Raw genomic sequence first — 23,372 nt, 5'->3', positions numbered from 1 at the left:
CCGGCGTCCCCGCGCTGCTGGAGAGCATCCGCAACCCGGAACAGGACACGCTCGTCGAGGCGCGCGCCGAGTTGAAGAAGCACCTTCTCGGTCCGAGCGACCCGCCGTCGATGGTCCGCTTCAACGAAGCGGCGCAGCGCCTGGCTTCCGACGCCGAGGCCCGCAACCTCCGTGTGGCGCGCAGGACTTCGGAGCTTCCTACGCCCCGTGAGGCGGAGCTGGCGGAGGCAGCCGAGTCGGAGGACCCGGTGACCGCCTGACGATCCGCACCGGCGAGCGGCCGGGTGGAGCCCCTGGGGGTTCTGCCCGGCCGCTCGTCGCGTTCCGGGGTGCGGTGGCGTCCGTGCAGGCGACGGCCGGGTTCACCGCAGCTCTCCGTGCGTCTGGGGCGGGCGTGCGGCATTCGGTGCGTCAGCCCTTTGTGCCGTTGGTTTTCCGTGCGTCCTCGGAGAATTCGCGATTCCTCGCTCCCGTCCCGCCGTCGTCGTCGTGCGCAGAATTTCCCTGGGCGGCGACAAAGTGCAGGAAGTCTTCGATGATTTCGCGAGGTGGCGGGTGCGGCAGAGAGCGCGCGCCGTCTACCGGCTCCCCGACGGTGAGTGCCGGAACGTCGTCTTCGCCTCCTCCGGCAGCGTTCCGGAGCGGGGTGGTTTCTCGCCGCTGAGCCGGGCAGGAGCATCCCCCAATGGTTTTGGGAGCTACGGAATTCGGCGGTCCCTGCGGTTCTCGTCCGTGTGCGACAGAACGGGCGACCAAACGGCCTCGGAATTCCCGAGGGCGGCGACGAGTCGGCCCAGGGCCCATCGGATTCGGCCTGTCGCGAGCAGCCCCGTCGCTCTCGTCCAGGCGGGGAGTTCCCGGACGAGCCGGACGCGACACGGCGGCGGCAGACCGCAAAGCCCACAGCCTGTGCCCGGTATTTGTCACAGCAATGCGTGCTCGGTGAACCGTCCGCACGTGTGGAAACCGAGCCGGCGGTAGACGGGCTCGCCGTCCTCCGAGGCCTGGAGCACCGCGACCCGGGCGCCGGCCTCGCGCGCCGCGTACAGCGCCGCGACGGTGAGCGCCCCGCCGAACCCGCGCCTGCGCTCCCCTGCAAGGGTGGAGATGTTGTAGACGCCCGCGACGCCGGCGGAAAGGAAGACCTCGGCCGAGGCGACGGGCCGCTCCCCCGCGTACCCGACGAGGTAGCGGGCTTCGCGTGCGAGCGCGGCGGGGGCCGCCGCGGAGAGTACCTGCGGGACGGTCCGCGACGGCGGGTCCCAGTTGGCGGAGAGCACCGCCGCGTAGTCGGCGAAGCGCCTCTCGTCGGTGACGGGGCGCACGTCGAGACCGAACGGGCGCGGCTGCGGGGGCAGTTCGTCGAGCAGGCGCCACATCGCCGTCTCCTCCTCCGCCACGGGCAGGCCGGCGCCGGCGAGCCGGAGCGCCAGGTCCGCCGGCGTCGACGTGGGGCCGACCCACCAGGAGAAGGAGCGCCCGCTCGCCCGGAGACGGCGGACGGTCTCGTCGACGCGCTGCCCCGCCGTGGCCGGTGTGAAGCGGGCGAGGGCAACGATGTTGAAGGTGTCGTCGTCGAGCCCGCTGTCCGCGACGAGCAGGTCGCCGCGGTCCTCCACCGTCGCGCCCGGCAGGTCGCGGTGGAGGTGGCGGGCGTGGTCGGCGAGGTTGCGCTCCATCGCGTCGAGGAGCCCCGCGCTCTCCGGGTTCACTGCTCGAACGGGTCGAACTCCCGGTATGCACCGAGCGTTTCGTCCCGCTCCGCCTCCCGTTCCAGGCGGCGTTGCGCTGCCGGCCGCTGCTCCTCCATGCGGTGGTCCTCGCCGCGGCGCCCGAGCATCTCGGCGCCTGCCGAGAGCGTCGGCTCCCAGTCGAAGACGACGGCGTTCTCCTCGTCCCCGATCGCGACGCCGTCCCCTTCGCGGGCGCCGGCCTTGAGCAGCTCGTCCTCGACCCCGAGGCGGTTGAGACGGTCGGCGAGGTAGCCGACGGCCTCGTCGTTGTTGAAGTCCGTCTGGTGGACCCAGCGTTCGGGCTTCTCCCCCCGGACACGGAAGAGAGCACCCTCACGAGTGACGGTGAAGCCGGTGTCGTCGACGGCCTTCGGACGAATGACGACGCGCGTCGCCTCCTGCACCGGAGCGGCGGCGCGCGCCTCGTCGACGATGCCGGCGAGCGCGTACGCGAGCGCGTCGAGGCCCCGGTGCGCGACGGCGGAGACCTCGAAGACGCGGAAGCCGCGCTCCTCCAGGTCCGGGCGGACCATCTCGGCGAGCTCCCTGCCGTCGGGGATGTCGACCTTGTTGAGGACGACGAGGCGCGGACGGTCCTCCAGGCCGCCGTAGCGGGCGAGTTCGGCCTCGATCACGTCGAGGTCGGAGACCGGGTCGCGATCCGATTCCAACGTCGCGCAGTCGAGCACGTGGACGAGGACGGAGCAGCGCTCGACGTGCCGCAGGAAGTCCAGGCCGAGGCCCCGGCCCTCGCTGGCGCCCTCGATGAGTCCCGGCACGTCGGCGACGGTGAAGACGCTGCGTCCCGCCGTCACCACACCCAGGTTGGGCACGAGCGTCGTGAACGGATAGTCCGCGATCTTCGGCTTCGCCGCCGAGAGCACCGAGATCAACGAGGACTTCCCCGCGCTCGGATAACCGACGAGCGCCACGTCGGCGACCGTCTTCAACTCCAGGACGACGTCCCGCGTCTCGCCCGGCTCGCCGAGCAGCGCGAAGCCGGGCGCCTTGCGGCGGGCCGACGCGAGCGCGGCGTTGCCGAGCCCGCCGCGACCGCCCTGCCCCGCGACGAAGGTGGTGCCCTTGCCGACCATGTCCGCGAGGACGCCGCCGTTCCGGTCGAGCACGACCGTGCCGTCGGGTACGGGCAGCACCAGGTCGCCGCCGTCGGCTCCGCTGCGGTTGCCGCCCTCGCCCGGCCTGCCGTTGGTGGCCTTGCGGTGCGGGCTGTGGTGGTAGTCGAGGAGCGTCGTCACGTCGGGGTCGACGACGAGGACGACGTCGCCCCCGCGTCCGCCGTTGCCGCCGTCCGGGCCGCCGAGCGGCTTGAACTTCTCACGGTGGACGGAGGCGCAGCCGTGGCCTCCGTTACCCGCGGCGACATGGAGCTCGACGCGGTCCACGAAGGTGGTCATCAGGGGCCTCCAGAGCGGGGGTCAGGTGGACGGGATCGGTGCCCGTCCTGCGCGATACGCACCGAGGGCGGCCCCGCTTCCCTTACCGCGGGAAGCGGAGGTCCGCCCTCGGAGGAGGTCCGGCGCCGAGCGCCGGACCCGTGGCTAAGCAGCCGGTGTCACTCGCCGGCCGGGACGATGTTCACGACCTTGCGGCCGCGCGCCTTGCCGAACTCCACCGCGCCGGCGTCGAGCGCGAAGAGAGTGTCGTCACCGCCGCGGCCGACGCCCTTGCCCGGGTGGAAGTGGGTGCCGCGCTGGCGGACGAGGATCTCACCCGCGTTGACGACCTGGCCGCCGAAGCGCTTGACGCCCAGGAACTGCGGATTGGAATCGCGACCGTTCCGAGTGGACGATGCGCCCTTCTTGTGTGCCATGTGTTCTCAGTCCCTTACTTCGCAGCCGGGGCGGGGATGCCGGTGATCTTCAGAGCGGTGTGGAGCTGGCGGTGGCCGATCCGCTTCTTGTAGCCCGTCTTGTTCTTGTACTTCTGGATCCGGATCTTGTCGCCCTTGTGGTGGTCGACAACCTCGGTCTGGACCTTCACGCCCGCCAGCACCCACGGGTCGCTGGTGACGGCCTCGCCGTCGACGACGAGCAGGGTCGAGAGCTCGACGGTGTCGCCGACCTTGCTCTCGGAAAGACGGTCAACCTCAATGACGTCGCCCACGGACACCTTCTGCTGGCGGCCGCCGGTGCGCACGATCGCGTACACGCTTAGCTCTCTCTCGCTCGGCTCGGAACCCCTGACGCCAGCCGCTCCCACCGGGCACGGTGTCCCGGAAACCTCGAGGAGTGAGCGGCCTCTTCCGGGACGAGCCGGGCCGTTGCCGGCGGCTCTCCGAAAGGGAGTTGCTCAAGGGTGCGGCGCATCTCTGACACGCCGAAGGGCAAGGCTACGGCGCCTCGACCTCGCTGGTCAAACGGACGGCCGGCGGTCGCCCCCGCGAGGAGGGCGACCGCCGGCACAGACTCACTCCGCGGCCGTCGGCTCGTCGCCGGCCTGGACCGTCACCGAGGAGGGCGACTGCTCGTCGGCCGCCGCCGTCTTCTTCGCGGTCGTCTTCTTCGCGGCGGTCTTCTTGGCCGTCGTCTTCTTCGCCGCCGACTTCTTGGCCGCCGCCTTCCGCGCCGACTTCTTCGCCGCCGCCTCCGACTCCGCTTCCGGCTTCTCCGGGGAGACGGAGGCCGACTTCGCGGTCTTCTTCGCCGCCGCCTTCTTGGCCGTGGCCTTCTTCGCCGCCGTCTTCCGCGCCGTCTTCTTCGCCGGCGCCTCCGGCTCAGCCGCCGACTCGGACGCCGGCTGCTCCTCGGGCGCGGAGAACTCCCTGACGACCCGACGGCGCCTGCGCGCGGGCGCCGCGTCCGAGACCGGCTGCTGCACCGGCTCGGGGGGCTGCGGCTCGGCGGCCGACTCCGACTCCCCGGCCGGGATCACCGTGACCGCGGCCTCGTCCGCGGCGTGCGGCGACCCCACGGGCGCACTGGCCTTGCGCGCTGCCCGACGCCGCGGACGCGGCTCGTGCTCCGGCACCGGCGTCGCCTCGACCGGCAGCGCCGGTTCCGGTTCCGGTACGGCCGGGGCCTCGGACGGCTCCGACTCGGCGCCCTCCACCCGGCTCGCCTGCTCCGGCGCACCGGCGGGAGCCGTCGCACGGCGCACCGCGCGGCGCCGGGTGCGGGCCTTCGCCGTGCTCTGCTCGCGCGGCTCGGCGGCCGCCGACTCCGGTTCCGCCTGCGGCTGTTCCGGCTCCGGCTGCTGCTCGGCCTGCTCGCCCTCGCCCGCGGGCGCGCCCTGCGGGGCCGAGGCCCGGCGTCCGCCGCGCCTACGGGTGCGCTGGCGTCCGGACGCCGCTGCCTCCGCCTCGGCGGCGCTGCCGTAGAGCTCCTCGTCCGGCACGAACGGGACGGGCTCCTCGACCTGCCGACCGCCCTGGGGCTGCTGCGGTTCGGCCTCGGGCTGCTGCTTCGACTCGGGCTTCTGGCCGGCGGCCTCCTCGTGGACGTGGTCGTGGTGGTGGCCGCCGCCCTTCTTCTTCTTGCCCTTCTTGCCGCCCGCCGGCTGCCCGAGCTCCATGTGGACGAGGACGCCACGGCCGTTGCACTGCGGGCAGGTCTCGGAGAACGACTCCAACAGGCCCTGCCCGACCCGCTTCCGCGTCATCTGCACGAGCCCGAGCGAGGTCACCTCGGCGACCTGGTGCTTGGTCCGGTCCCTGCCCAGGCACTCCAGGAGCCGCCGCAGGACCAGGTCCCGGTTGGACTCCAGCACCATGTCGATGAAGTCGATGACGATGATGCCGCCGAGGTCGCGCAGCCTGAGCTGGCGCACGATCTCCTCGGCCGCCTCCAGGTTGTTCCTGGTGACCGTCTCCTCCAGGTTGCCGCCCTGGCCGGTGAACTTCCCCGTGTTGACGTCGACGACGATCATCGCCTCGGTCCTGTCGATCACGAGGGAGCCGCCGCTGGGCAGCCACACCTTCCGGTCGAGCGCCTTCGTCAGCTGCTCGTCGACCCGGTACGTGGCGAAGACGTCGACGTCCGACGTCCACTTCTGGAGCCGGTCGACGAGGTCGGGCGCGACCTGCTCGACGTAGCCGTGGACCGTCTGCCACGCCTCCTCGCCGCTGACGATCACCTTGGAGAAGTCCTCGTTGAAGATGTCGCGGACGACGCGGACCGTCATGTCCGGCTCTCCGTAGAGCAGCGTCGGCGCGGTGCCCTTCCCGGACTTCTTCTTGATCTCCTCCCACTGCCCCTGGAGCCGCTCGACGTCCCGGCGCAGCTCGTCCTCGCTCGCGCCCTCGGCCGCCGTGCGCACGATCACGCCCGCGTCCTCGGGGACGACCTTCTTGAGGATCTGCTTCAACCGCGACCGCTCGGTGTCGGGGAGCTTCCGGCTGATGCCCGTCATCGACCCTTCGGGGACGTAGACGAGGTAGCGGCCCGGCAGCGAGACCTGGCTGGTGAGGCGCGCGCCCTTGTGCCCGATCGGGTCCTTGGTGACCTGCACCAGCACCGACTGGCCCGACTTGAGCGCCGCTTCGATCCGCCGCGGACCGCCGCCCATGCCGAGCGCCTCGAAGTTGACCTCGCCCGCGTAGAGCACCGCGTTGCGGCCCTTGCCGATGTCGACGAAGGCCGCCTCCATCGACGGCAGGACGTTCTGCACCTTGCCCAGGTAGACGTTGCCGACGTAGGAGGTCGCCTGCTCCTTGTTGACGAAGTGCTCGACGAGGATGTCGTCCTCGAGGATGCCGATCTGCGTCCGCTCCCCGCTCTGCCGGACGATCATCTCCCGCTTCACCGCCTCGCGACGCGCGAGGAACTCGGCCTCCGTGATGATCGGCACACGCCTGCGGCCCTGCTCGCGGCCCTCACGCCGGCGCTGCTTCTTCGCCTCCAGGCGGGTCGAGCCCTTGATCGCCTGGACCTCGTCGCTCGGCTCACCCTCCTTGCCGTTCTTCTTCCGCGGTTCACGCACCTTGACGACGGTGCGCTCCGGGTCGCCGTCGGTCGACGGCTGCTGCTCGGCCGCGGGCTCCTGCTCGCCCGTGCGGCGCCTGCGCCTGCGCCGCCGGCGGGAGCTGCTCGACGAAGAGCTGGAGAGCGGCTGCTCGTCGCCCTCGTCGGACTCACCGGCCTCCGCTTCCTCGGGAGCCTCCTGCTCGTCCTCGCCATGCGGCGACTCGTCCTCGGCCGCGCCCTCGCCGCCGTCACCCTTGCGACGCCGACGGCCGCCCCTGCGGCGACGCCTCGCCGGACGCTCCGACGACTCCTGCGCCGAATCCTCGGACTCGTCGGTCTCCTCCGGCTCCTCCTCGGCCACGACCTCGGCGTTCCCCGCGTCCGCCGAACCCCCGGGGGACTCCACCCGGCGACGGCGCCGCGTACCGGCCTGCGGTTCCTCTTCCTCCGCGTCGCCCTGCTCGGCAGCCGCGGCAGCCGCAGCCGCCGCACGCTGCGGCGTCTGGAACGCGGGCTCGGTGAAGACCGGCGCCTGGAACATCGCGACGGGCGGGGTACCCGCGCGGCCCCGCTTCGGCGCCTCGGCCTCCTTCTTCTCCGAGCCCGACTCCGCGGACGCCTTCGCACGCTTCTCGGCCTTCGGCTTCCGCGCGGTACGCGCCGACTCCTCCGGCTGCTCCGGCTGCTCCGCGGCAGCCTCGGCCGCCGGCTCCGCCGCGCTCTTCGCCGTACGCCGCCGGGTGCGCTTCGGGGCGGGCTCCTCCTCGGCGGCCGGCTGCTCGGGCTCGGACGGCTCGGACTGCGCCTGCTTGCTCCTGGCCGGCTTGCGCTTCGACTGGTCGCTCTTCGACTGGTCGCTCTTGGCCTGGTCGCTCTTGGCCGACTCGGGCTGGTCGGTCTCCGGCTGCTCGCTCTTCGCCGGCTCGCGCTTCGGCTTCCTGGCCTTCGCCGGCGCGCTCTTCGGCTGGTCGTCCACTGCCGGCTCGGGCTGCTGCTCAGGCTCGCCCCGGGGAGCGCCGGCCGGTGCCGAAGCCTTCCGGCTCGCCCTGCGCCGCTGGCGCGCGGGGGCCTGCTCGGCCTCGGCGTCGGGCTCGGCCTGCGCGGCCGCTGCGGGCTTCTCGGCGGGCTCGGCCTGCGCGGCGGCTGCGGGCCCCTGCTGGTCGGGCTCCGGCGCGGCGGCCGACGGTTCTGCCTCGTTGGTCTGCGGTGCGCCGGCCGGTGCCGAGGCCCTGCGCGTCGCCCTGCGGCGTGAGCGCGCGGGCTTCTCCTCCGGCTGCGGCGCCTGCTCGGCGGCCGGTGCTTCGGCGGGCGAGGGTTCCGCGGGCGATGCCTCGGCCGTCGGCTTCGGCTCGACGACGGCGGCCGGCTCCGTGGCGGCGGCGTCGGAGCCGGGCGGACCGGCGGGCCGGGAGGCGGCACGGCGCCTGCGGCGCGGGGGCAGGGTGTCGCTCGGTGTGGTCTCGGCGGCCGGTTCGGGCGCAGAGCCTCCTTCGAGAGGGTCTCCTGCGGTGGATTCAGTTGGTTCGAGCATGCGGGCGGTTCTCCCGTCACGCTCCCTGCGCGCCTCGTCCTCTCCGGGGCCGTCCGCTGATGGGGCGGACCGCGACCCGGCGCGGGCGCCGCGCGGGAGCTGTTGTCGCTCGCCGGTTCCGCTTCGCTGCGAGGCGGCTACGGCGAAAGTCTTGTGGTCAGTGCGCTCGCCTGCCGTCCTGCGTACCCGGGTGGCTTCCCTGGCGTCGTCGGCGGCGGCGCTGGCGTCGGCGGCGCTCCTACGCGGTGCCGCCGGGCGCCGACGCGACGCTGGGTGTCCCGAGAGCCTCGGCCCCGGAAGGTGCGTCGCGGTCAGGCGCGAACGGATCGGTCACCGTGCCGCTCTCCTCATCGAGCAGCCCCTGCGCCAGCCTTGTCACCGTTGCCGGGACCGGCGGCGCCAGGTCGGCCGCAGCGCGAAGACCGGACAGGACGTCGTCGGGTCGCACGGCGGGTGTCACATGCCGTACTACCAGGCGCAGTATCGCACAGGGCGCGCCGGCCGTCCCATCCAGGCCGGGAGGCTCGGACGCCTGCCCCACGTCGAGGGAGGTGACGGCGGCCCTGGCGTCGAAGGTGCGGAGGCCCTTCTTGGTCTGCCGCTGCACCTCGACGGAGTCGGCGGCGAGGAAGTCCCGCACCGCCTGTTCGGCAGCCGCGGGCGTGACGCCGTCGAGTGCGAGCTGCCACGCCGACGCCTGGAGACGTTCGGTGAACTCCGTGGTGCGGGCCTCGACGGCGTCGACGAGATCGAGTCCTTCGGGCATCGAGGCGTCCAGCACCGTGCGGAGCGCCTCCGGGTCGCGTCGGTCGGAAAGGGCGATCTCCAGGTACTCGGCCTCGCTGCCGGTGCCGGTCGGTGCCGCGTTGGCGTAGGACACCTTCGGATGCGGCGTGAACCCGGCCGAGTAGGCCATGGGCACCTCGGCACGGCGGAGGGCGCGCTCGAAGGCGCGCTGGAAATCGCGGTGGCTGGTGAATCGGAGGCGGCCGCGCTTGGTGTAGCGCAGTCGGATGCGCTGCACCGCGGGTGCCGGCGGCGGGCCTTCGGGCTGTCGCTTGCCCAGTGGTTCTCTCCTCGCTGCCCGGCGGCACGCGGTCGGCGGCCGCCTGTATGTCTGTTGTCACGAAGGCGGATCTGCGTCGCCGTCGGCGCGCGGCGCGCGACGGTCCGACGAGCGATCCTGCGACCCAGGGTACGTCGCATGCCCGGGGCACTCACCGGCGCTGCCCCCCCGAGCGGGCACCACGGGTCCCGACGGCGGGCCCGTCGGGCCGCGCGCCGGGGCTGCCGGAACGCCGACGTCAGGGCAGACGCGGGGGCGCGGGCGCGGGGCCGGTGTGCGGTCGGACGGCAGGGGCCGTCGGTTCGTCGGTGGTCGTCAGCCAGTACCGCAGCTTGCTGCCCCTGCGGTCCTCGCAGACGGCGCCGCTCTTCTCGATCAGGCGCCGCTTCTCGGGGTCCGACCAACGGCCGCCGTAGCCGTACGGATCGCGCCCGGTCATCGAGGCGGCCTCCGCGGTGCCGCGCCCTTCGGTGCGGAGCTCGGCCATCGCGGCGAGGAAGGAACGGTGCACCCGCATCACCGGCGGGATCAGCTCCGGCATGCGCCCAGCGTGGCAGCCGACGGCGGGCCGGGCCGCGGAATCGGCAGCCGGCAACGCACGGACGGGCGGCGGGACTTCAGGGGCGGCGCGGACGCCCGTCGGGGTGGTGACCGGCGCGCCGTGCCGAGCCGGTCGACGAGCCGTCGTACGAGCCACCCGCCGAAGACGTCCGCACGCCAGGTGCATGCCGACACGGAGGCCCAGGGACGGCCGAGGCGCCACGGCGCGAGGAAGGCCGAACGAGCCGCTGGTCTTCCTGCGCCAAACCTCGGGCGCCGCGAAGAGCACCGCCCGCCGGTGCGAAGAGGATCCGACCACTCCGGCCGGTGGGCGGAAACGCGCTCGGCCGGGACGTGTCCGAGGCACCCGCCGACCGCGGACCGACTCGCAGACCCGTCAGCCCCACTCACGCAACCCGCCGCGCGACGAGCGGCCCCGCACACCGGCTACTTGTTGACGACGGAGAGCGGCAGCAGCTTCTGCCCCGTCGGGCCGATCTGGATCTCGGTGTCCATCTGCGGGCACACGCCGCAGTCGTAGCAGGGTGTCCAGCGGCAGTCCTCGACCTCCGTCTCGTCGAGGGCGTCCTGCCAGTCCTCCCAGAGCCAGTCCTTGTCGAGGCCGGAGTCGAGGTGGTCCCAGGGGAGGACCTCCTCGTAGGTGCGCTCGCGGGTGGTGTACCAGTCGACGTCGACGCCGTACGCGGGGAGCGCCTTGGCGGCCGACTCCATCCACAGGTCGTAGGAGAAGTACTCGCGCCAGCCGTCGAAGCGGCCGCCGCGCTCGTAGACCTCGCGGATCACGGCGCCGACGCGGCGGTCGCCGCGGGAGAGGAGGCCCTCGACGATGCCGGGCTTGCCGTCGTGGTAGCGGAAGCCGATCGAGCGGCCGTACTTCTTGTCGCCGCGGATCTTGTCGCGGAGCTTGCCGAGCCGCGCGTCCGTCGCCTCGGCGCTGAGTTGGGGCGCCCACTGGAAGGGTGTGTGCGGCTTCGGCACGAAACCGCCGATGGAGACCGTGCAGCGGATGTCGTTGGAGCCGGCGACCTCGCGTCCCTTGGCGATGACGTTGACGGCCATGTCGCCGATCTGGAGCACGTCCTCATCGGTCTCGGTGGGCAGGCCGCACATGAAGTAGAGCTTCACCTGGCGCCAGCCGTTGCCGTAGGCGGTGGCGACGGTGCGGGTCAGGTCCTCCTCCGAGACCATCTTGTTGATCACCTTGCGGATGCGCTCGCTCCCGCCCTCGGGCGCGAAGGTGAGCCCCGAGCGCCTGCCGTTCCGGGTCAGCTCGTTGGCGAGGTCGATGTTGAACGCGTCGACGCGGGTGGAGGGGAGGGAGAGGCCGACCTTGTCCTCCTCGTAGCGGTCGGCGAGGCCCTTGGCGACGTCGCCGATCTCGCTGTGGTCGGCGGAGGAGAGGGAGAGGAGCCCGACCTCCTCGAAGCCGGTGTTCTTCAGCCCCTTGTCGACCATGTCGCCGATGCCGGTGATCGACCGCTCCCGCACCGGACGGGTGATCATGCCGGCCTGGCAGAAGCGGCAACCGCGGGTGCAGCCGCGGAAGATCTCCACCGACATCCGCTCGTGGACCGTCTCGGCGAGCGGGACGAGCGGCTGCTTCGGGTAGGGCCACTCGTCGAGGTCCATGACGGTGTGCTTGGAGACGCGCCAGGGAACGCCGGAGCGGTTGGGGACGGTGCGGGAGATCCGGCCGTCCGGCAGGTACTCGACGTCGTAGAAGCGGGGCACGTAGACGCCGCCGGTCTTGGCGAGGCGGAGCAGCAGCTCGTCCCTGCCGCCGGGGCGGCCCTCGCGCTTCCACGCGCGGATGATCTCGCTGACCTCCAGGACCGCCTGCTCGCCGTCGCCGATGACCGCCACGTCGAGGTAGTCGGCGATCGGCTCGGGGTTGAAGGCGGCGTGACCGCCGGCCATCACGATCGGGTGGTCCTCGGTGCGGTCCTTGGACTCCAGCGGGATGCCGGAGAGTTCGAGCGCGGTGAGGAGGTTGGTGTACCCCAACTCGGTGGAGAAGGAGACGCCGAGGACGTCGAAGGCGCCGACGGGGCGGTGCGCGTCGACCGTGAACTGCGGGACGGAGTGCTCCCGCATCAGCTTCTCCAGGTCCGGCCAGACGCTGTAGGTGCGCTCGGCGAGGACGCCCTCGCGCTCGTTGAGCACCTCGTAGAGGATCATGACGCCCTGGTTGGGGAGCCCGACCTCGTAGGCGTCCGGATACATCAGCGCCCAGCGGACCTCGGTCTCGTCCCACGGCTTGACCGTGGAGTTGAGCTCGCCGCCGACGTACTGGATCGGCTTCTGTACGTGCGGCAGGAGGGCCTCGAGCTGCGGGAAGACCGACTCGACAGTCATCTAGGCGTTCTTTCGAGCGAGTGGGCAGGGTCAGCCCTCAAGACTAACGCGGGTGCCAACGGCCTTCCGCCGCCGGGCGGAAGGGCCGTACGTCCCGGTCCTGCGGACGCCTCAGACGAGCGGGCAGCGCCCGTCCGGCGCGACGGCCCGCCACGCCTCCGGCACCCGCGCCTCGTACCCGCGGGCGAGCTCCCGCTCGCGTTCGTGGAGCACGCCGTACGTGAACGACGGCTCGCCCGACGCGGCTGCCTCGGCGGCGAGTTCGAGCAGGGCTTCGCGGGCGAGGACGCTGTCCTGGTGGTCCCCGAGCAGCTGCTGGAGCTCCGCGACGAGGGCGGCGTACTCCTTCGCCGGGGCGCCGAGCACGGGGCGGGCAGCCTCCGCCGCGTACCGGAGGCGCTTCGCCGCCTTGCGTGCGTCGTGGAGCGCACGGTCCCGCTCGTCGCCCTCGTCGGCGGCGAGCGCCTCGCCGACGTGTGCCGCGACGCGGTCGAAGTCGCGGGCGAGCGCTCTGCGGAACGGCCTTTCGGGGGCGCGCACGGCCCGCTCCAGGAACGGGGGTTGGTCGAGCAGGGCCGCCAGGCTCTCCAGCAGGCCGAGGTAGCGGTCGCTGTCGAGGACGTCGCCGAGACGGGCGCGGGAGCCGGTGCGGCGGTGCGCCGAGAAGGTGTCGAGGCGCTCGGCGACGGGGCCGAGGAGCTGCTGGGGCGGGAGCGCCGAGAGTCCGTCCGCGAGTCTGGCGGTGAGCACCTCGCGGTCCCGGTCGACCCCCAACTCGGCGGCGAGCCACTTGAGTTCGTCGCGCAGCGGGTCTGTGGCGGCGCGGTCGAGGAGGCGGTCGCAGGTGCGGAAGCAGCTACGGAGCCGGCGGGTGGCGACGCGCATGCGGTGGACCGAGTCGTGGACGTCGCAGCGGACCTGGGGGTCGAGGCGGACGAGCGCCTCGACCTGGCGGCGGACGTAGCGGAGGGCGACGTCGCCTGCGGTGCGGGGCCGGGGCGGGTCCGCGGGCTCGGGTGCGGGGGTTCCGGTCTCCGCGAGGGCGCGGTGGAGCTTCGAGCGGGCCGCGGAGCGGTGGGCGCCGGCCGCGCGGAGGGCGTCGTCGACGGCGTCGAGGAGCGCAAGGTCTCCGAACTCGCCGAGTTCCGCTTCGAGTTCGGTCCAGTCGGCCGGGGTGCCCGTGCCGTCGTCCGGCAGCCGCGCGGCGTGGACGCGGTCGAGGCCGACCTCGGCGAGGGGGCGTCCGTCGACGTCGAAGAGGGCGACGGCGGTCCGCTCCTGGACCAGGCGGAGTCGCGGGAGCAGCGGGCGATGGCGGGTACGGGAGCGGACGAGGGCGGCGAGGGGCTCGGGCGGCGCCGCCGGTTCTTCGCCCAGCGGGTGGTGGTGCTCGTCGCGCACGGTGGTGCCGGGCGTCGACTGCGGTGTGGCGACGGGGAGTTTGAGGTGCCAGCCCTCGTCGCTGCCGCCGGTGCGGCGGCGCAGGGTGATGCCTTCGGCGGCGAGGCGCAGGTCGGCCGTGTCCCAGTAGACGGCGCTGAGCGTGCGGGGCCCGGTGGGCGCGGCGGTGTGCACGCCGGGGAGCGCGTGCAGGTCGGGGAGGCCGGTGTCGGCCGCTGCGTCGTACTTCCGCTCGATCTCCCGTATGACATCCGGCATATCCGGAAAGTAACCGCGGTCCCCGGCGCCCGCAATGGGTCGCGCGGGAACCGCGGCCGACGGTTCAGGCGGCGACCGGTCTCTGCGTCCGGATCGACTGGAGGAGACCGATCCCGATCCAGACGGCGAACATCGCGGTGCCGCCGTAGGAGACGAACGGCAGCGGCAGTCCGGCGACCGGCATGATGCCGAGGGTCATCCCGATGTTCTCGAAGGACTGGAACGCGAACCAGGCGACGATCCCGGCGGCGACGACGGTGCCGTACAGCTCCGTCGACTCGTGCGCGATGCGGCAGGCGCGCCAGATGACGATGCCGAGGAGCACGATGATGAGCCCGGCGCCGACGAACCCCAACTCCTCCCCCGCGACGGTGAAGACGAAGTCGGTCTGCTGCTCGGGGACGAACTGCCCGGTCGTCTGCGAGCCTTCGAAGAGCCCCTTGCCCGTGAGCCCCCCGGAGCCGATGGCGATCCGGGCCTGGTTGGTGTTGTAGCCGACGCCGGACGGGTCGAGCGCGGGGTTGGCGAAGGCGGCGAAGCGGTTGATCTGGTACTCGTCGAGGAGTCCGAGCGCCCAGACGAGCACGGAGCCCACGACGCCGACGAGGCCGAGCCCGATGATCCACCGGTTCGAGGCTCCCGAGGCGAGGAGCACCCCGAGCACGATCACCACGAGGACCATCGCCGAGCCGAGGTCCGGCATCATCATGATCACCAGGATCGGCAGCGCCGCGACGCCGAGCGCGTGGAGCACCGTGCGGTGGTCGGGGTGGGCGTGGTCGCCGGCGTCGACCTTGGCGGCGAGGAGCATCGCCATGCCGAGGATCATGGTGATCTTGATGAACTCCGCCGGCTGGACGGTGAATCCCCCGCCGAGGTTGAGCCAGGCGCGGGAGCCGTTGATGGTCGCGCCGAGCGGCGTGAGGACGAGCACCGCGAGGAAGACGGTGATGCCGTAGAGGATCGGCACCGCGCCGCGCAGCTTGCGGTGGCCGAGCCAGACGATGCCGACCATGAGCGCGAGCCCGACGAGGATGCCGATGACCTGGCGGACGACGAAATAGTACGGGTCGCCCTGGTTGAGGTCGCTGTGGCTGCGGGTCGCGGAGTACACGAGCAGCGTGCCGACGACGGAGAGGGCGAGCGCCGCGAGGAGCATGATCCAGTCGAGGCGCCAGAGCGCGGAGTCGCGTGCGGTGAGCTTCGCCCACGTCGTCCGGGGCCTCGGGCCGTAGCCCGTGAGGGGGTAGGAACGGGTGCTCATCGCTGGTCACCGCCCGTTCCGCCGGTTTCCGGTTCCCTCGCGGGCTGCTCTTCGGTCTGGCCCGTCTGCTGCTGCGGAGGCTGGGGCTGCTCACCGGACTGGTCCGTCTCGCTGCCGGGCGGCGGGGCGTCGGCGTCCTTCTTCGGCTCGTCCTCCTCCTTGTCGCGCCGGGCCTGGATGCTGCCGTCCTTGGAGATCTTGGGGAGGGCCTTCTCCGGCTTGGGGAGGAGCGCCTTCTGGCCGACGCCGTAGAGGGCGTCGTAGATCCGGCGGACCGCGGGCCCCGAGGCGCCGGAGCCGGTACCGCCCTGGGAGATCGTCATCACGACCGTGTACTCGTCGGTGTAGGTGGCGAACCAGGAGGTGGTCTGCTTCCCCGCGACCTCGGCCGTGCCGGTCTTGGCGCGCATCGGGATCTTCTCCTGGGGCCAACCGGAGCCGAAGTTGGTCGCGGCCGTACCGCGGGTGGCGACGCCCTGGAGGGCACCGTCGATGTCCTTCAACGTGGCCTTCTTGGCGGGGAGTTTGCCGTGCGACTTCGGCTTGATCTCCTTGACGTGCTTCCCGTCGGCGCTGACGATCGCCTTGCCGAGGGTGGGGTCGTAGAGGGTGCCGCCGTTGCCGAGCGCGGCGTAGGCGGTCGCCATCTGGATCGGCGTGACGAGGGTGTCGCCCTGGCCGATCGAGTAGTTGACGCTGTCACCGGCGCGCATCTTCATGCCGGAGACGCAGTTCTCCTTGGCGATCTTGTCGGCGTAGCTCTGCGGGTCGTCGCCCTGCTGGCACCAGACGTCCTTGTTGGCCTCGTAGTAGTCCTTCTTCCACTGGCGGTCGGGGACGCGGCCCTCGACCTCGTTGGGGAGGTCGATACCGGTCTTGTCACCGAGGCCGAACTGGTGGGCCGTCTTGTAGAACCAGTCCTTCGCGTTCTTCTTCGGCGTGTGGCCGCCGTCCTTGCGCCACTGCTTGTAGGCGAGGTCGTAGAAGACGGTGTCGCAGGAGACCTCGAGCGCGCGTCCGAGGTCGATGGTGCCGTAGCTCTCCGACTCCATGTTGGTGAAGGTCTGGCCGCCGATGCTGTACGAGCCGGGGCAGTCGTAGTTGCCGTCGAACGGGTAGCCGGCGTTGACGGCCGCCGTGGTCGGGATGACCTTGAAGATGGATCCGGGTGCCGCGAGCGCCTGGATTCCCCGGTTGAGCAGCGGATAGTTGGACTTCTTGCTCGTCAGGGACTTGTACTCCTTCCCCGAGATGCCGCCGACCCAGGAGTTGGGGTCGTACTCGGGGTTGGAGACCATCGAGACGACGCGGCCCGTGTCGTTCTCCATGACGATGACCGAGCCGGCGTCGGCCTCGTAGTTGCGCCCCGTGTTCTTGTCGAACTCGGTGCGCGCATCCTTCATCGCGCGCTCCAGCTCCTTCTCCGCGACTGCCTGTACGCGCGAGTCGATGCTGGTGACGAGGTTGGCCCCGGGGGTGGACGCGTCGCTCTCCGCACGCCCCATCACCCGGCCGAGGTTGTCGACCTCGTAGCGCGTGACGCCCGCGCTGCCGCGCAGCTTGCTGTCGTAGGCACGCTCCAGGCCCGAGCGTCCGATCTCGTCGGCGGGGAGGAAGGGCGAGTCGCTGTCCTTCGCCTCCTCGATCTCCTCGTCGGTGACGGGCGAGAGGTAGCCGAGGACCTGCGACGTGTTGGCGTCGTTGGGGGCGGGGTAGCGGCGTACGGCGGTGGGTTCGGCGGTCACGCCGGGGAAGTCCTCGCCGCGCTCGCGGATCTGGAGGACCTGCTGGGACGTCGCCTCGTCGGAGACGGGGATGGGCTGGTACGGGGAGCCGTTCCAGCAGGGTTGCGGGGTCTCGGCGTCGCAGAGGCGTACTTTCTGGGCGAGCTCCTTCGAGCTGGTGCCGAGCACCTTGGCGAGCCGGTCGAGTACCGACTTGCCCTCGTCGTCCATCTTCATCAGCTCGGTGCGCGAGACGGAGACGACGAGCCGCGTCTCGTTGTCGGCGATCGGCACCCCGCGCGAGTCGAGGATGGAGCCGCGGACGGCCGGGTCGACGACCTGCTGGACGTGGTTGCCCGCCGCCTCCTTCTCGTACTCGTCGCCGTTGCGCACCTGGAGGTACCACAGCCGCCCGCCGAGCGTGAGCAGCAGCGAGAGCACGAGGATCTGGATGGCGATGAGCCGGACGGTGACGCGCGAAGTGCGCCCCGTCTCCGGAATGTTGGACACTGCCTACCCCCTGCCGTGGCGCTTGCGGGCCTGCTGGCCGACCGAGGCGTCGCTCACAGCTTCTTGACCCCCTTGATCTTTCCGACCTTGCCGCGCGAGGACCGCCGGATGACGCTCTTGCCGCCGCCCACGCCCGACCTGCCGGACCGCCCTCTGCCGAGCAGGCCCGTCCCTCCGCCGAGCCCGAGCCCCGTACCCCCGGAGAGACCGAAGAGCCGGTCGCTCAGGCCCGACGTCTCCGCCATGGGGTCCTTCTTCTCGGTGCGCCGGGCGAGCCACATGATCCACGGAACGGTGAACGGCGCGAGGAGCAGGTCGTAGACGGTCGCGGTGAGCACCAGCGCGCCGAGCCCGGCCGAGCGTGCCGCGGTGTCGCCGACGAGCGCGCCGACGCCCGCGTAGAGGAGCGTCGAGGCGGCCGCCGTGCACGCCACGACGAGCATGGGCACCGTCGCCGAGCGGTGGCCGCCCTTCTCGGGGCGGGTGAGCCCGGCGGCGTAGCCGATGAGGCAGAGGACGAGGGCGTACCGCCCGACGGCGTGGTCGGCGGGGGGCGCCAGGTCGGCGAGGAGGCCGGCGAAGAAGCCGATCGCGGCGCCGGCCGTGTGACCGTAGACCATGGCGAGGCCGAGGACGGTGAGGAGGAGCAAGTCGGGTACGGCGCCCGGGAGTTGGAGTCGGGCGAGGACGCTGACCTGGACGATGAGGGCGACCACCACGAGGAAGGCCGACAGGAGGACTCGGTTCACGTACATCGTCACTGGCCTTCCGGTGGGGGCGTCGTGCCTGGCTCCTCGGCGGGCGGTGCGGCGTCGCCCGGCGGGCTGCCGGACTCGGGCGCCTCGCCCGCGTCCTCCTCGCCCTCCTCCGGTGCGCCGGGGGTCGCCGTGACGGTGACGGTGGGCGTCGGCTTCTCCGGCTTCTTCGCCTCCAGGACGGCATCGCGCGGGTCGCTGCGCGGTGGCTTGACGACGACGCCGACGATGTCGAGCTTGCTGAAGCCGACGTACGGGCGGACGCTGACGGCCCGCGTCAGGTCGCCCCTGTGCCGGTCCACCTTGGTGACCTCGCCGACGGGGACGCCGGGCACGAAGGGCTTGTCGGCGTTGGAGCCGAAGGTGACGAGTCGGTCGCCCTTCTTCACCTTCGCCTTGCCGTTGAGGAGCTGGACGCTGAGGGCGCGGTCCCCGCCCCCGGTCGCGAAGCCGAGTTCGCTGCTCTTCTCCATGCGGGTGCCGACGGTGAAGTCGGGGTCGTTGGCGAGGAGCACGGTCGAGGTGGAGGAGCCGACCGTGGTGATGCGGCCGACCAGCCCGTCGCCGTTGAGCACCGTCATGTCCTTGGCGAGGCCGTCCTTGCTGCCTGCGTCGATCGTGACCGTCCAGGAGAAGCCCTGGGCCGGGCCGATCGCGATGACCTGGGCACCCTTGACGCCGTAGCTGCCGGCGCCCGCCGTCTTGAGGAGCCTGTCGAGTTCGCGGGCGCGGGAGCGGTTGCGGTCGTCGGAACCGAGCTTCTGGCGCAGCGCGGCGTTCTCCTGCTCCAGCCGGCTGATCCGGTCGTGCCGGGCCCCGGAGTCGCGTACCGCTCCGATGGCGTTGCCGACCGGGTCGACTGCGGAGGCCACCCCCTTCTCCACCGGGCCGAGCGCTGACGCGGCCGCCCCCCTTGCGCCGTCGAGCGGAGACTGCTCGCCGCCTCTGAGGTCCACCGTGATCAGCGCGAACGCGATGGCGACCAGCAGGACGAGCAGCAGCCGGCTTTCTCGGGAATCCCTCACGTGCGGCGGCCGTGCCTTTCTCAGTCGGACCGGGTCTTCTTTTGGTCGTGCTGTTTCAGGACATGCTCGGGTCGTACTCAGCTATGTTCATTTGGCTGTCGAAGACCGTTTCTCCGACGGGCAGTTCGGCGGCGCCCGCCCCAACTGCAACGATCCGCCGCGCGGTTGGTTCCTCGTCCGTGCGGCGGATCGTCCCCGCGCTGCGGGCCGGTCCGTGGCCGGGTCAGCGCCTCGGCTGGGCGTCGAGCACCTGCTGGAGCGCCTCGAACTCCTCGACGCACTTGCCGGAGCCGAGCGCGACCGAGTCGAGCGGGTCCTCCGCGATGTGGATGGGCATGCCCGTCTCGCTTCTGAGGCGCTCGTCGAGGCCGCGGAGCAGGGCGCCGCCGCCGGTGAGGACGATGCCGCGGTCCATGACGTCGCCCGAGAGCTCGGGCGGGCACTTGTCGAGGGTGGTCTTGACCGCGTCGACGATGGCGTTGACCGGCTCCTCGATCGCTCTGCGCACTTCACCCGCCGAGATGACGACCGTCTTGGGGAGGCCGCTGACGAGGTCGCGGCCGCGGATCTCGGTGTGCTCGTCCTTCTCCAGGTGGTGCGCGGAGCCGATGGTGATCTTGATGCTCTCGGCGGTGCGCTCACCAAGGAGGAGGTTGTACTCCTTCTTGATGTGCTGAATGATCGCGTTGTCCAACTCGTCGCCCGCGACGCGGATCGACTGCGCCGTCACGATCCCGCCGAGGGAGATCACGGCGACCTCCGTGGTGCCGCCGCCGATGTCGACGACCATGTTGCCCGTGGCCTCGTGGACCGGCAGCCCCGAGCCGATCGCCGCCGCCATCGGCTCCTCGATGATGTGCACCTGGCGCGCGCCCGCCTGCGTCGACGCCTCGATGACGGCGCGGCGTTCGACCCCCGTGATACCCGAGGGCACGCAGACCACCACGCGCGGCCTGGCCAGGTAGCGGCGCTTGTGGATCTTGAGGATGAAGTAGCGGAGCATCCGCTCCGTGATCTCGAAGTCGGCGATGACGCCGTCCTTCAGCGGCCTGACGGCCACGATGTTGCCGGGGGTCCGGCCGATCATCTTCTTCGCCTCGGCTCCGACCGCGAGGATGCCACCGGTGTTGGTGTTGATGGCGACGACGGACGGCTCGTTGAGGACGATCCCGCGACCCCTGACGTACACCAGCGTGTTGGCGGTCCCGAGGTCGACAGCCATATCACGGCCGATGAACGACATGTTGTTCGCCATAGGATGCGTCTGGCCTTCCGGAAGTGGAGGGTTGTGTGTGGGACGACGGCAGGGAGTGAAAGCGCCCGCTTGGCGTCGCGCTGCGCAAGGATTCCATCGTAGACGCGGTTTCCCGAACGCGTAGAGACGGTTCCTCCGTCATTGTGAGTGGAACCGCGAGCGTCCCTCGTAATGAGGACGTCGTGTCGGCGAGACGGGTTCCACCGCGGGCGCTCGGCCAGTTGGCGTGCCGCAGGCCGCGGGAGCGGCAGGCCGACGGCTCAACTCACCTCGGGAAAGAAGAGCTTGATCTCCCGCTCGGCCGACTCCTCGGAGTCCGAAGCGTGGATGAGGTTCTCCCTGACGATGGTGGCATGGTCACCGCGGATCGAGCCGGGGGCGGCGGCGATCGGGTCGGTCGGTCCGGCGAGCGCACGGACGCCCTCGATCACCCGTTCCCCCTCGACGATCATCGCGACGGAAGGGCCGGAGGCCATGAACTCCACGAGCGGCTCGTAGAACGGACGGCCCTCGTGCTCCGCGTAGTGCTGCTCCAGCACGGGGCGTTCGATGGTGCGCAGGTCCATCTCGACGATCCGCCAGCCGGCCTTCGCCTCGATACGGCCGATGACCTCACCGACGAGGCCGCGGCGGACGGTGTCGGGCTTGAGCAGGACGAGGGTTCGCTGGCTCGGCTGGCTCACAGTGGACTCCTTGGCTTCCTTGGCTGACGCCGACGTCCGGCGAGTGGCACCGGCCCGCCGCGCGAGGGGCTACGGGCCCCGCTTGGCCCGCTCCGCGAGACGCCGGCTACCGGGGAAGGCGAGGGGGCGTCCGCACCCGGGCGCGGCCGGACAGCGGACCGCGGCCCGTGCAGGCGGTACGCAAGGGGGGTTGGAGAGAGGCTACACGGCGCGGGCGCGGCGGCTTCACGCAGCACCTGGCTCCCGCCACCACGCGGCGCACGCCCCGTACGCCGGGGCGCGTCCGCGCCCCTCGCACGCCGTACCTCGCCCGAACCACGCCAAGTCGCCGCCGGCGCACGGCCGGACGCCTGCCGGCCGGCGGCTACGCCGCGTCAGGTTCCGCCGCGAACCGCGCCTTCGCCTCGTCGATCTTCTGCCCGAAGTGGACGGACGCCCACCAGAGCCCCGCGAAGCACGCACCGAGGAAGAACATCGTCGGGAGGACGAAGCCGCCGGCCACGAGCACGGCTTGGAGCACCCAGCCCGCGGGGACCGCAGCCGGCCGCCCGAGCATGCCGCAGAGCACGACGCAGAACGCCATGGCGACCCCGGAGACGAGCCAGACCGTGCCCGTCGAGGCAGCGCCGAGCTGCATCGCCACGAGCCCGGCGAAGCCGATGACGAAGAACTCACCGATCAGGGTCGAGGCACACAGGGTGCGCATCAGCGGCTCCTTCCACCGAGCAGGAGTCTCGCCTCACCGACCGTGATCACCGAGCCGGTGACGAGCACCCCGGCGCCCGCGTACTCGTCCTCGGACTCGGCGAGGGTGATCGCTTCCTCCAGGGCGCTGTCCAACTGCGGCTCCACCTGCACCCGCTCCTCGCCGAAGACCTCGACGGCGAGCGCGGCGAGCGCGTCCACGTCCATCGAGCGCGGCGTGGAGTTCCGGGTGAGGACGACCTCGGCGAAGATCGGCTCGAAGGCTTCGAGGAGGCCGCGCACGTCCTTGTCCCCGCTGGGCGCCACGACGCCGACGAGCTTGCTGAACCCGAACGCCTCGCTCACCGCCTCCGCGGTGGCACGCGCGCCCGCGGGGTTGTGCGCCGCGTCGAGCACCACCGAGGGGCTCGATCTGACGAGTTCGAGGCGCCCCGGTGAGGTCACACCGGCGAACGCCTGCTTGACGGCCTCGACATCGAGCGTGCGTGCTTCCTGGCCCGCGCCGCCGGCGCCGATCCCGAAGAACGCCTCCACGGCGGCGAGCGCGACCGACGCGTTGTGCGCCATGTGCGCGCCGTGCAGCGGCAGGAAGACGTCCGCGTACTCGCCGCCGAGGCCGCGCAGCGTCAAAAGCTGCCCGCCGACGGCGAGTTCACGGGAAACCACGCCGAACTCCATGCCCTCCCTGGCGACCGTCGCATCGACCTCGACGGCGCGCTTGAGGACCACGCTCGCCGCGTCGACCGGCTGCTGGGCGAGGACCACCGTGGCGTCCTGCTTGACGATGCCGGACTTCTCCCCCGCGATCTCGGCCGTGGTGCCGCCGAGGCGGTCGGTGTGGTCGAGCGCTATCGGCGTGACGACGGCGACGTCCGCGTCGATGACGTTGGTGGCGTCCCAGGTGCCGCCCATGCCCACCTCGACGACCCCGACGTCGACGGGGGCGTCGGCGAAGGCGGCGTACGCCATCGCCGTCAGCACCTCGAAGAAGGAGAGGCGGTACTCGCCGCGCGCGTCCACGAGGTCGACGTACGGCTGGACGTCGCGGTAGGTCTCGATGAACCGCTCGGCGCTCAGCGGCGCGCCGTCCACGCTGATCCGCTCGGTGATCGACTGGACGTGCGGGGAGCTGTAGCGGCCCGGGCGGAGGTCGAAGGCGAGGAGGAGCGCCTCGATCATGCGTGCCGTGCTCGTCTTGCCGTTGGTGCCCGTCACGTGGATCGATGGGAAGGCGCGCTGGGGGTCGCCGAGGACGTCCATCAGTGCCTGGATGCGCGTGACCGACGGGTCGAGCTTGGTCTCGCCCCAGCGGGTGGCGAGTTCGGCCTCCACCTCCTGGAGCTGCCGGTCCACCTCGGGGTCCTCGGGGCGGGCCGGAACCTCCGCGCTCTGCTGGCCGGCCTGGGCCCGCAGGGTGCGGCTGCCGGCCTCGATCACGGCGAGGTCGGGATCACGGTCGGCGGCCTCGCCGACGATCTCCTCGAAGGAGCCCGGCTCGGGCGGCGCAGTCTCCTCGCCTGACTCGCCGGCCTCGTCGGGGTCGGTCGGGGGCAGGAGTTCGTCGGGGCGGGTGTTCCGCTCGTCCGGCTCGTCCGGGTCCGGGTCGGGGCGCTCGTCACTCACG

At 71.9% G+C, this 23,372-nt stretch carries 17 protein-coding genes and 1 pseudogene; 1 reads left to right on the top strand and 17 read right to left on the bottom strand.

The window, feature by feature from the left end; all coding sequences use genetic code 11:
- Positions 1-260 (top strand): annotated as a pseudogene (locus UWG_RS30465) (hypothetical protein); the annotation flags it as partial.
- Between the two features lie 663 nt (positions 261-923).
- Here the strand turns inward: UWG_RS30465 and UWG_RS0118970 are convergent.
- The 17 genes from UWG_RS0118970 to folC all read right to left on the bottom strand — a co-directional run bounded on the left by UWG_RS0118970 (position 924) and on the right by folC (position 23,371).
- On the bottom strand, positions 924-1,679 hold the full coding sequence (locus tag UWG_RS0118970) for a GNAT family N-acetyltransferase (protein WP_029391577.1): 756 nt from the start codon (positions 1,677-1,679) through the stop codon (positions 924-926).
- 29 nt (positions 1,680-1,708) lie between these two features.
- On the bottom strand, positions 1,709-3,148 hold the full coding sequence (obgE, locus tag UWG_RS0118965; RefSeq protein WP_016908787.1) for a GTPase ObgE: 1,440 nt from the start codon (positions 3,146-3,148) through the stop codon (positions 1,709-1,711).
- Between the two features lie 158 nt (positions 3,149-3,306).
- Positions 3,307-3,564: a 50S ribosomal protein L27 gene (gene rpmA, locus UWG_RS0118960; protein WP_016908786.1), complete on the bottom strand. Its 258-nt coding sequence runs from the start codon at positions 3,562-3,564 to the stop codon at positions 3,307-3,309.
- A gap of 14 nt (positions 3,565-3,578) precedes the next feature.
- Positions 3,579-3,902, bottom strand: coding sequence for a 50S ribosomal protein L21 (gene rplU / locus UWG_RS0118955; protein ID WP_016908785.1), 324 nt, complete (start codon positions 3,900-3,902; stop codon positions 3,579-3,581).
- Positions 3,903-4,160: 258 nt separating this feature from the next.
- Positions 4,161-8,186 carry an Rne/Rng family ribonuclease gene (locus UWG_RS0118950; protein WP_016908784.1) on the bottom strand — a complete coding sequence of 1,342 codons (4,026 nt, stop codon included), beginning with the start codon at positions 8,184-8,186 and terminating at the stop codon, positions 4,161-4,163.
- Positions 8,187-8,424: 238 nt separating this feature from the next.
- Entirely contained in the window at positions 8,425-9,210 is a 786-nt protein-coding gene (locus UWG_RS0118945; protein WP_016908783.1) for a TIGR03936 family radical SAM-associated protein, read from the bottom strand.
- Positions 9,211-9,490: 280 nt separating this feature from the next.
- A complete protein-coding gene (locus UWG_RS0118940) occupies positions 9,491-9,793 on the bottom strand; it encodes a hypothetical protein (protein WP_016908782.1) in 303 nt (100 codons plus the stop codon).
- Positions 9,794-10,239: 446 nt separating this feature from the next.
- On the bottom strand, positions 10,240-12,168 hold the full coding sequence (locus tag UWG_RS0118935; protein ID WP_016908781.1) for a TIGR03960 family B12-binding radical SAM protein: 1,929 nt from the start codon (positions 12,166-12,168) through the stop codon (positions 10,240-10,242).
- A 111-nt stretch (positions 12,169-12,279) separates the two neighbouring features.
- Positions 12,280-13,827: a CYTH and CHAD domain-containing protein gene (locus UWG_RS0118930; RefSeq protein ID WP_016908780.1), complete on the bottom strand. Its 1,548-nt coding sequence runs from the start codon at positions 13,825-13,827 to the stop codon at positions 12,280-12,282.
- 64 nt (positions 13,828-13,891) lie between these two features.
- Positions 13,892-15,091 carry a rod shape-determining protein RodA gene (gene rodA, locus UWG_RS0118925; protein ID WP_016908779.1) on the bottom strand — a complete coding sequence of 400 codons (1,200 nt, stop codon included), beginning with the start codon at positions 15,089-15,091 and terminating at the stop codon, positions 13,892-13,894.
- A complete protein-coding gene (gene mrdA / locus UWG_RS0118920) occupies positions 15,088-17,325 on the bottom strand; it encodes a penicillin-binding protein 2 (protein WP_016908778.1) in 2,238 nt (745 codons plus the stop codon). The genes rodA and mrdA overlap by 4 nt, the downstream gene beginning before the upstream one ends.
- Positions 17,326-17,378: 53 nt before the next feature.
- Complete coding sequence (gene mreD / locus UWG_RS0118915) at positions 17,379-18,080, bottom strand: rod shape-determining protein MreD (RefSeq protein WP_029391576.1); 702 nt, start codon at positions 18,078-18,080, stop codon at positions 17,379-17,381.
- Positions 18,081-18,082: 2 nt separating this feature from the next.
- Positions 18,083-19,105 carry a rod shape-determining protein MreC gene (mreC, locus tag UWG_RS0118910; protein ID WP_016908776.1) on the bottom strand — a complete coding sequence of 341 codons (1,023 nt, stop codon included), beginning with the start codon at positions 19,103-19,105 and terminating at the stop codon, positions 18,083-18,085.
- 223 nt (positions 19,106-19,328) lie between these two features.
- Entirely contained in the window at positions 19,329-20,348 is a 1,020-nt protein-coding gene (locus UWG_RS0118905) for a rod shape-determining protein (protein ID WP_026328643.1), read from the bottom strand.
- 272 nt (positions 20,349-20,620) lie between these two features.
- Positions 20,621-21,043: a nucleoside-diphosphate kinase gene (gene ndk / locus UWG_RS0118900; protein ID WP_016908774.1), complete on the bottom strand. Its 423-nt coding sequence runs from the start codon at positions 21,041-21,043 to the stop codon at positions 20,621-20,623.
- Positions 21,044-21,407: 364 nt separating this feature from the next.
- Positions 21,408-21,749, bottom strand: coding sequence for a DUF4233 domain-containing protein (locus UWG_RS0118895; RefSeq protein WP_016908773.1), 342 nt, complete (start codon positions 21,747-21,749; stop codon positions 21,408-21,410).
- On the bottom strand, positions 21,749-23,371 hold the full coding sequence (gene folC, locus UWG_RS0118890) for a bifunctional tetrahydrofolate synthase/dihydrofolate synthase (RefSeq protein ID WP_016908772.1): 1,623 nt from the start codon (positions 23,369-23,371) through the stop codon (positions 21,749-21,751). The genes UWG_RS0118895 and folC overlap by 1 nt, the downstream gene beginning before the upstream one ends.
- Position 23,372 lies beyond the last annotated feature (1 nt).

This window comes from Streptomyces xiaopingdaonensis (assembly GCF_000262345.1).
Lineage (GTDB): Bacteria > Actinomycetota > Actinomycetes > Streptomycetales > Streptomycetaceae > Streptomyces > Streptomyces xiaopingdaonensis.
Note: the sequence above shows the minus strand (reverse complement) of the source record. Positions and strands in the feature narration are given on the sequence as shown.

Excerpts from the sequence above, each read along its gene's own strand:
- UWG_RS0118930 (WP_016908780.1), bottom strand. The coding sequence starts at position 13,827 with ATGCCGGATGTCATACGGGAGATCGAGCGGAAGTACGACGCAGCGGCC.
- rpmA (WP_016908786.1), bottom strand. The coding sequence starts at position 3,564 with ATGGCACACAAGAAGGGCGCATCGTCCACTCGGAACGGTCGCGATTCC.
- UWG_RS0118940 (WP_016908782.1), bottom strand. The coding sequence starts at position 9,793 with ATGCCGGAGCTGATCCCGCCGGTGATGCGGGTGCACCGTTCCTTCCTC.
- UWG_RS0118970 (WP_029391577.1), bottom strand. The coding sequence starts at position 1,679 with ATGGAGCGCAACCTCGCCGACCACGCCCGCCACCTCCACCGCGACCTG.
- obgE (WP_016908787.1), bottom strand. The coding sequence starts at position 3,148 with ATGACCACCTTCGTGGACCGCGTCGAGCTCCATGTCGCCGCGGGTAAC.
- UWG_RS0118935 (WP_016908781.1), bottom strand. The coding sequence starts at position 12,168 with ATGACTGTCGAGTCGGTCTTCCCGCAGCTCGAGGCCCTCCTGCCGCAC.
- UWG_RS0118950 (WP_016908784.1), bottom strand. The coding sequence starts at position 8,186 with ATGCTCGAACCAACTGAATCCACCGCAGGAGACCCTCTCGAAGGAGGC.
- rodA (WP_016908779.1), bottom strand. The coding sequence starts at position 15,091 with ATGAGCACCCGTTCCTACCCCCTCACGGGCTACGGCCCGAGGCCCCGG.
- mreD (WP_029391576.1), bottom strand. The coding sequence starts at position 18,080 with ATGTACGTGAACCGAGTCCTCCTGTCGGCCTTCCTCGTGGTGGTCGCC.
- UWG_RS0118895 (WP_016908773.1), bottom strand. The coding sequence starts at position 21,749 with ATGCGCACCCTGTGTGCCTCGACCCTGATCGGTGAGTTCTTCGTCATC.
- UWG_RS0118905 (WP_026328643.1), bottom strand. The coding sequence starts at position 20,348 with ATGTCGTTCATCGGCCGTGATATGGCTGTCGACCTCGGGACCGCCAAC.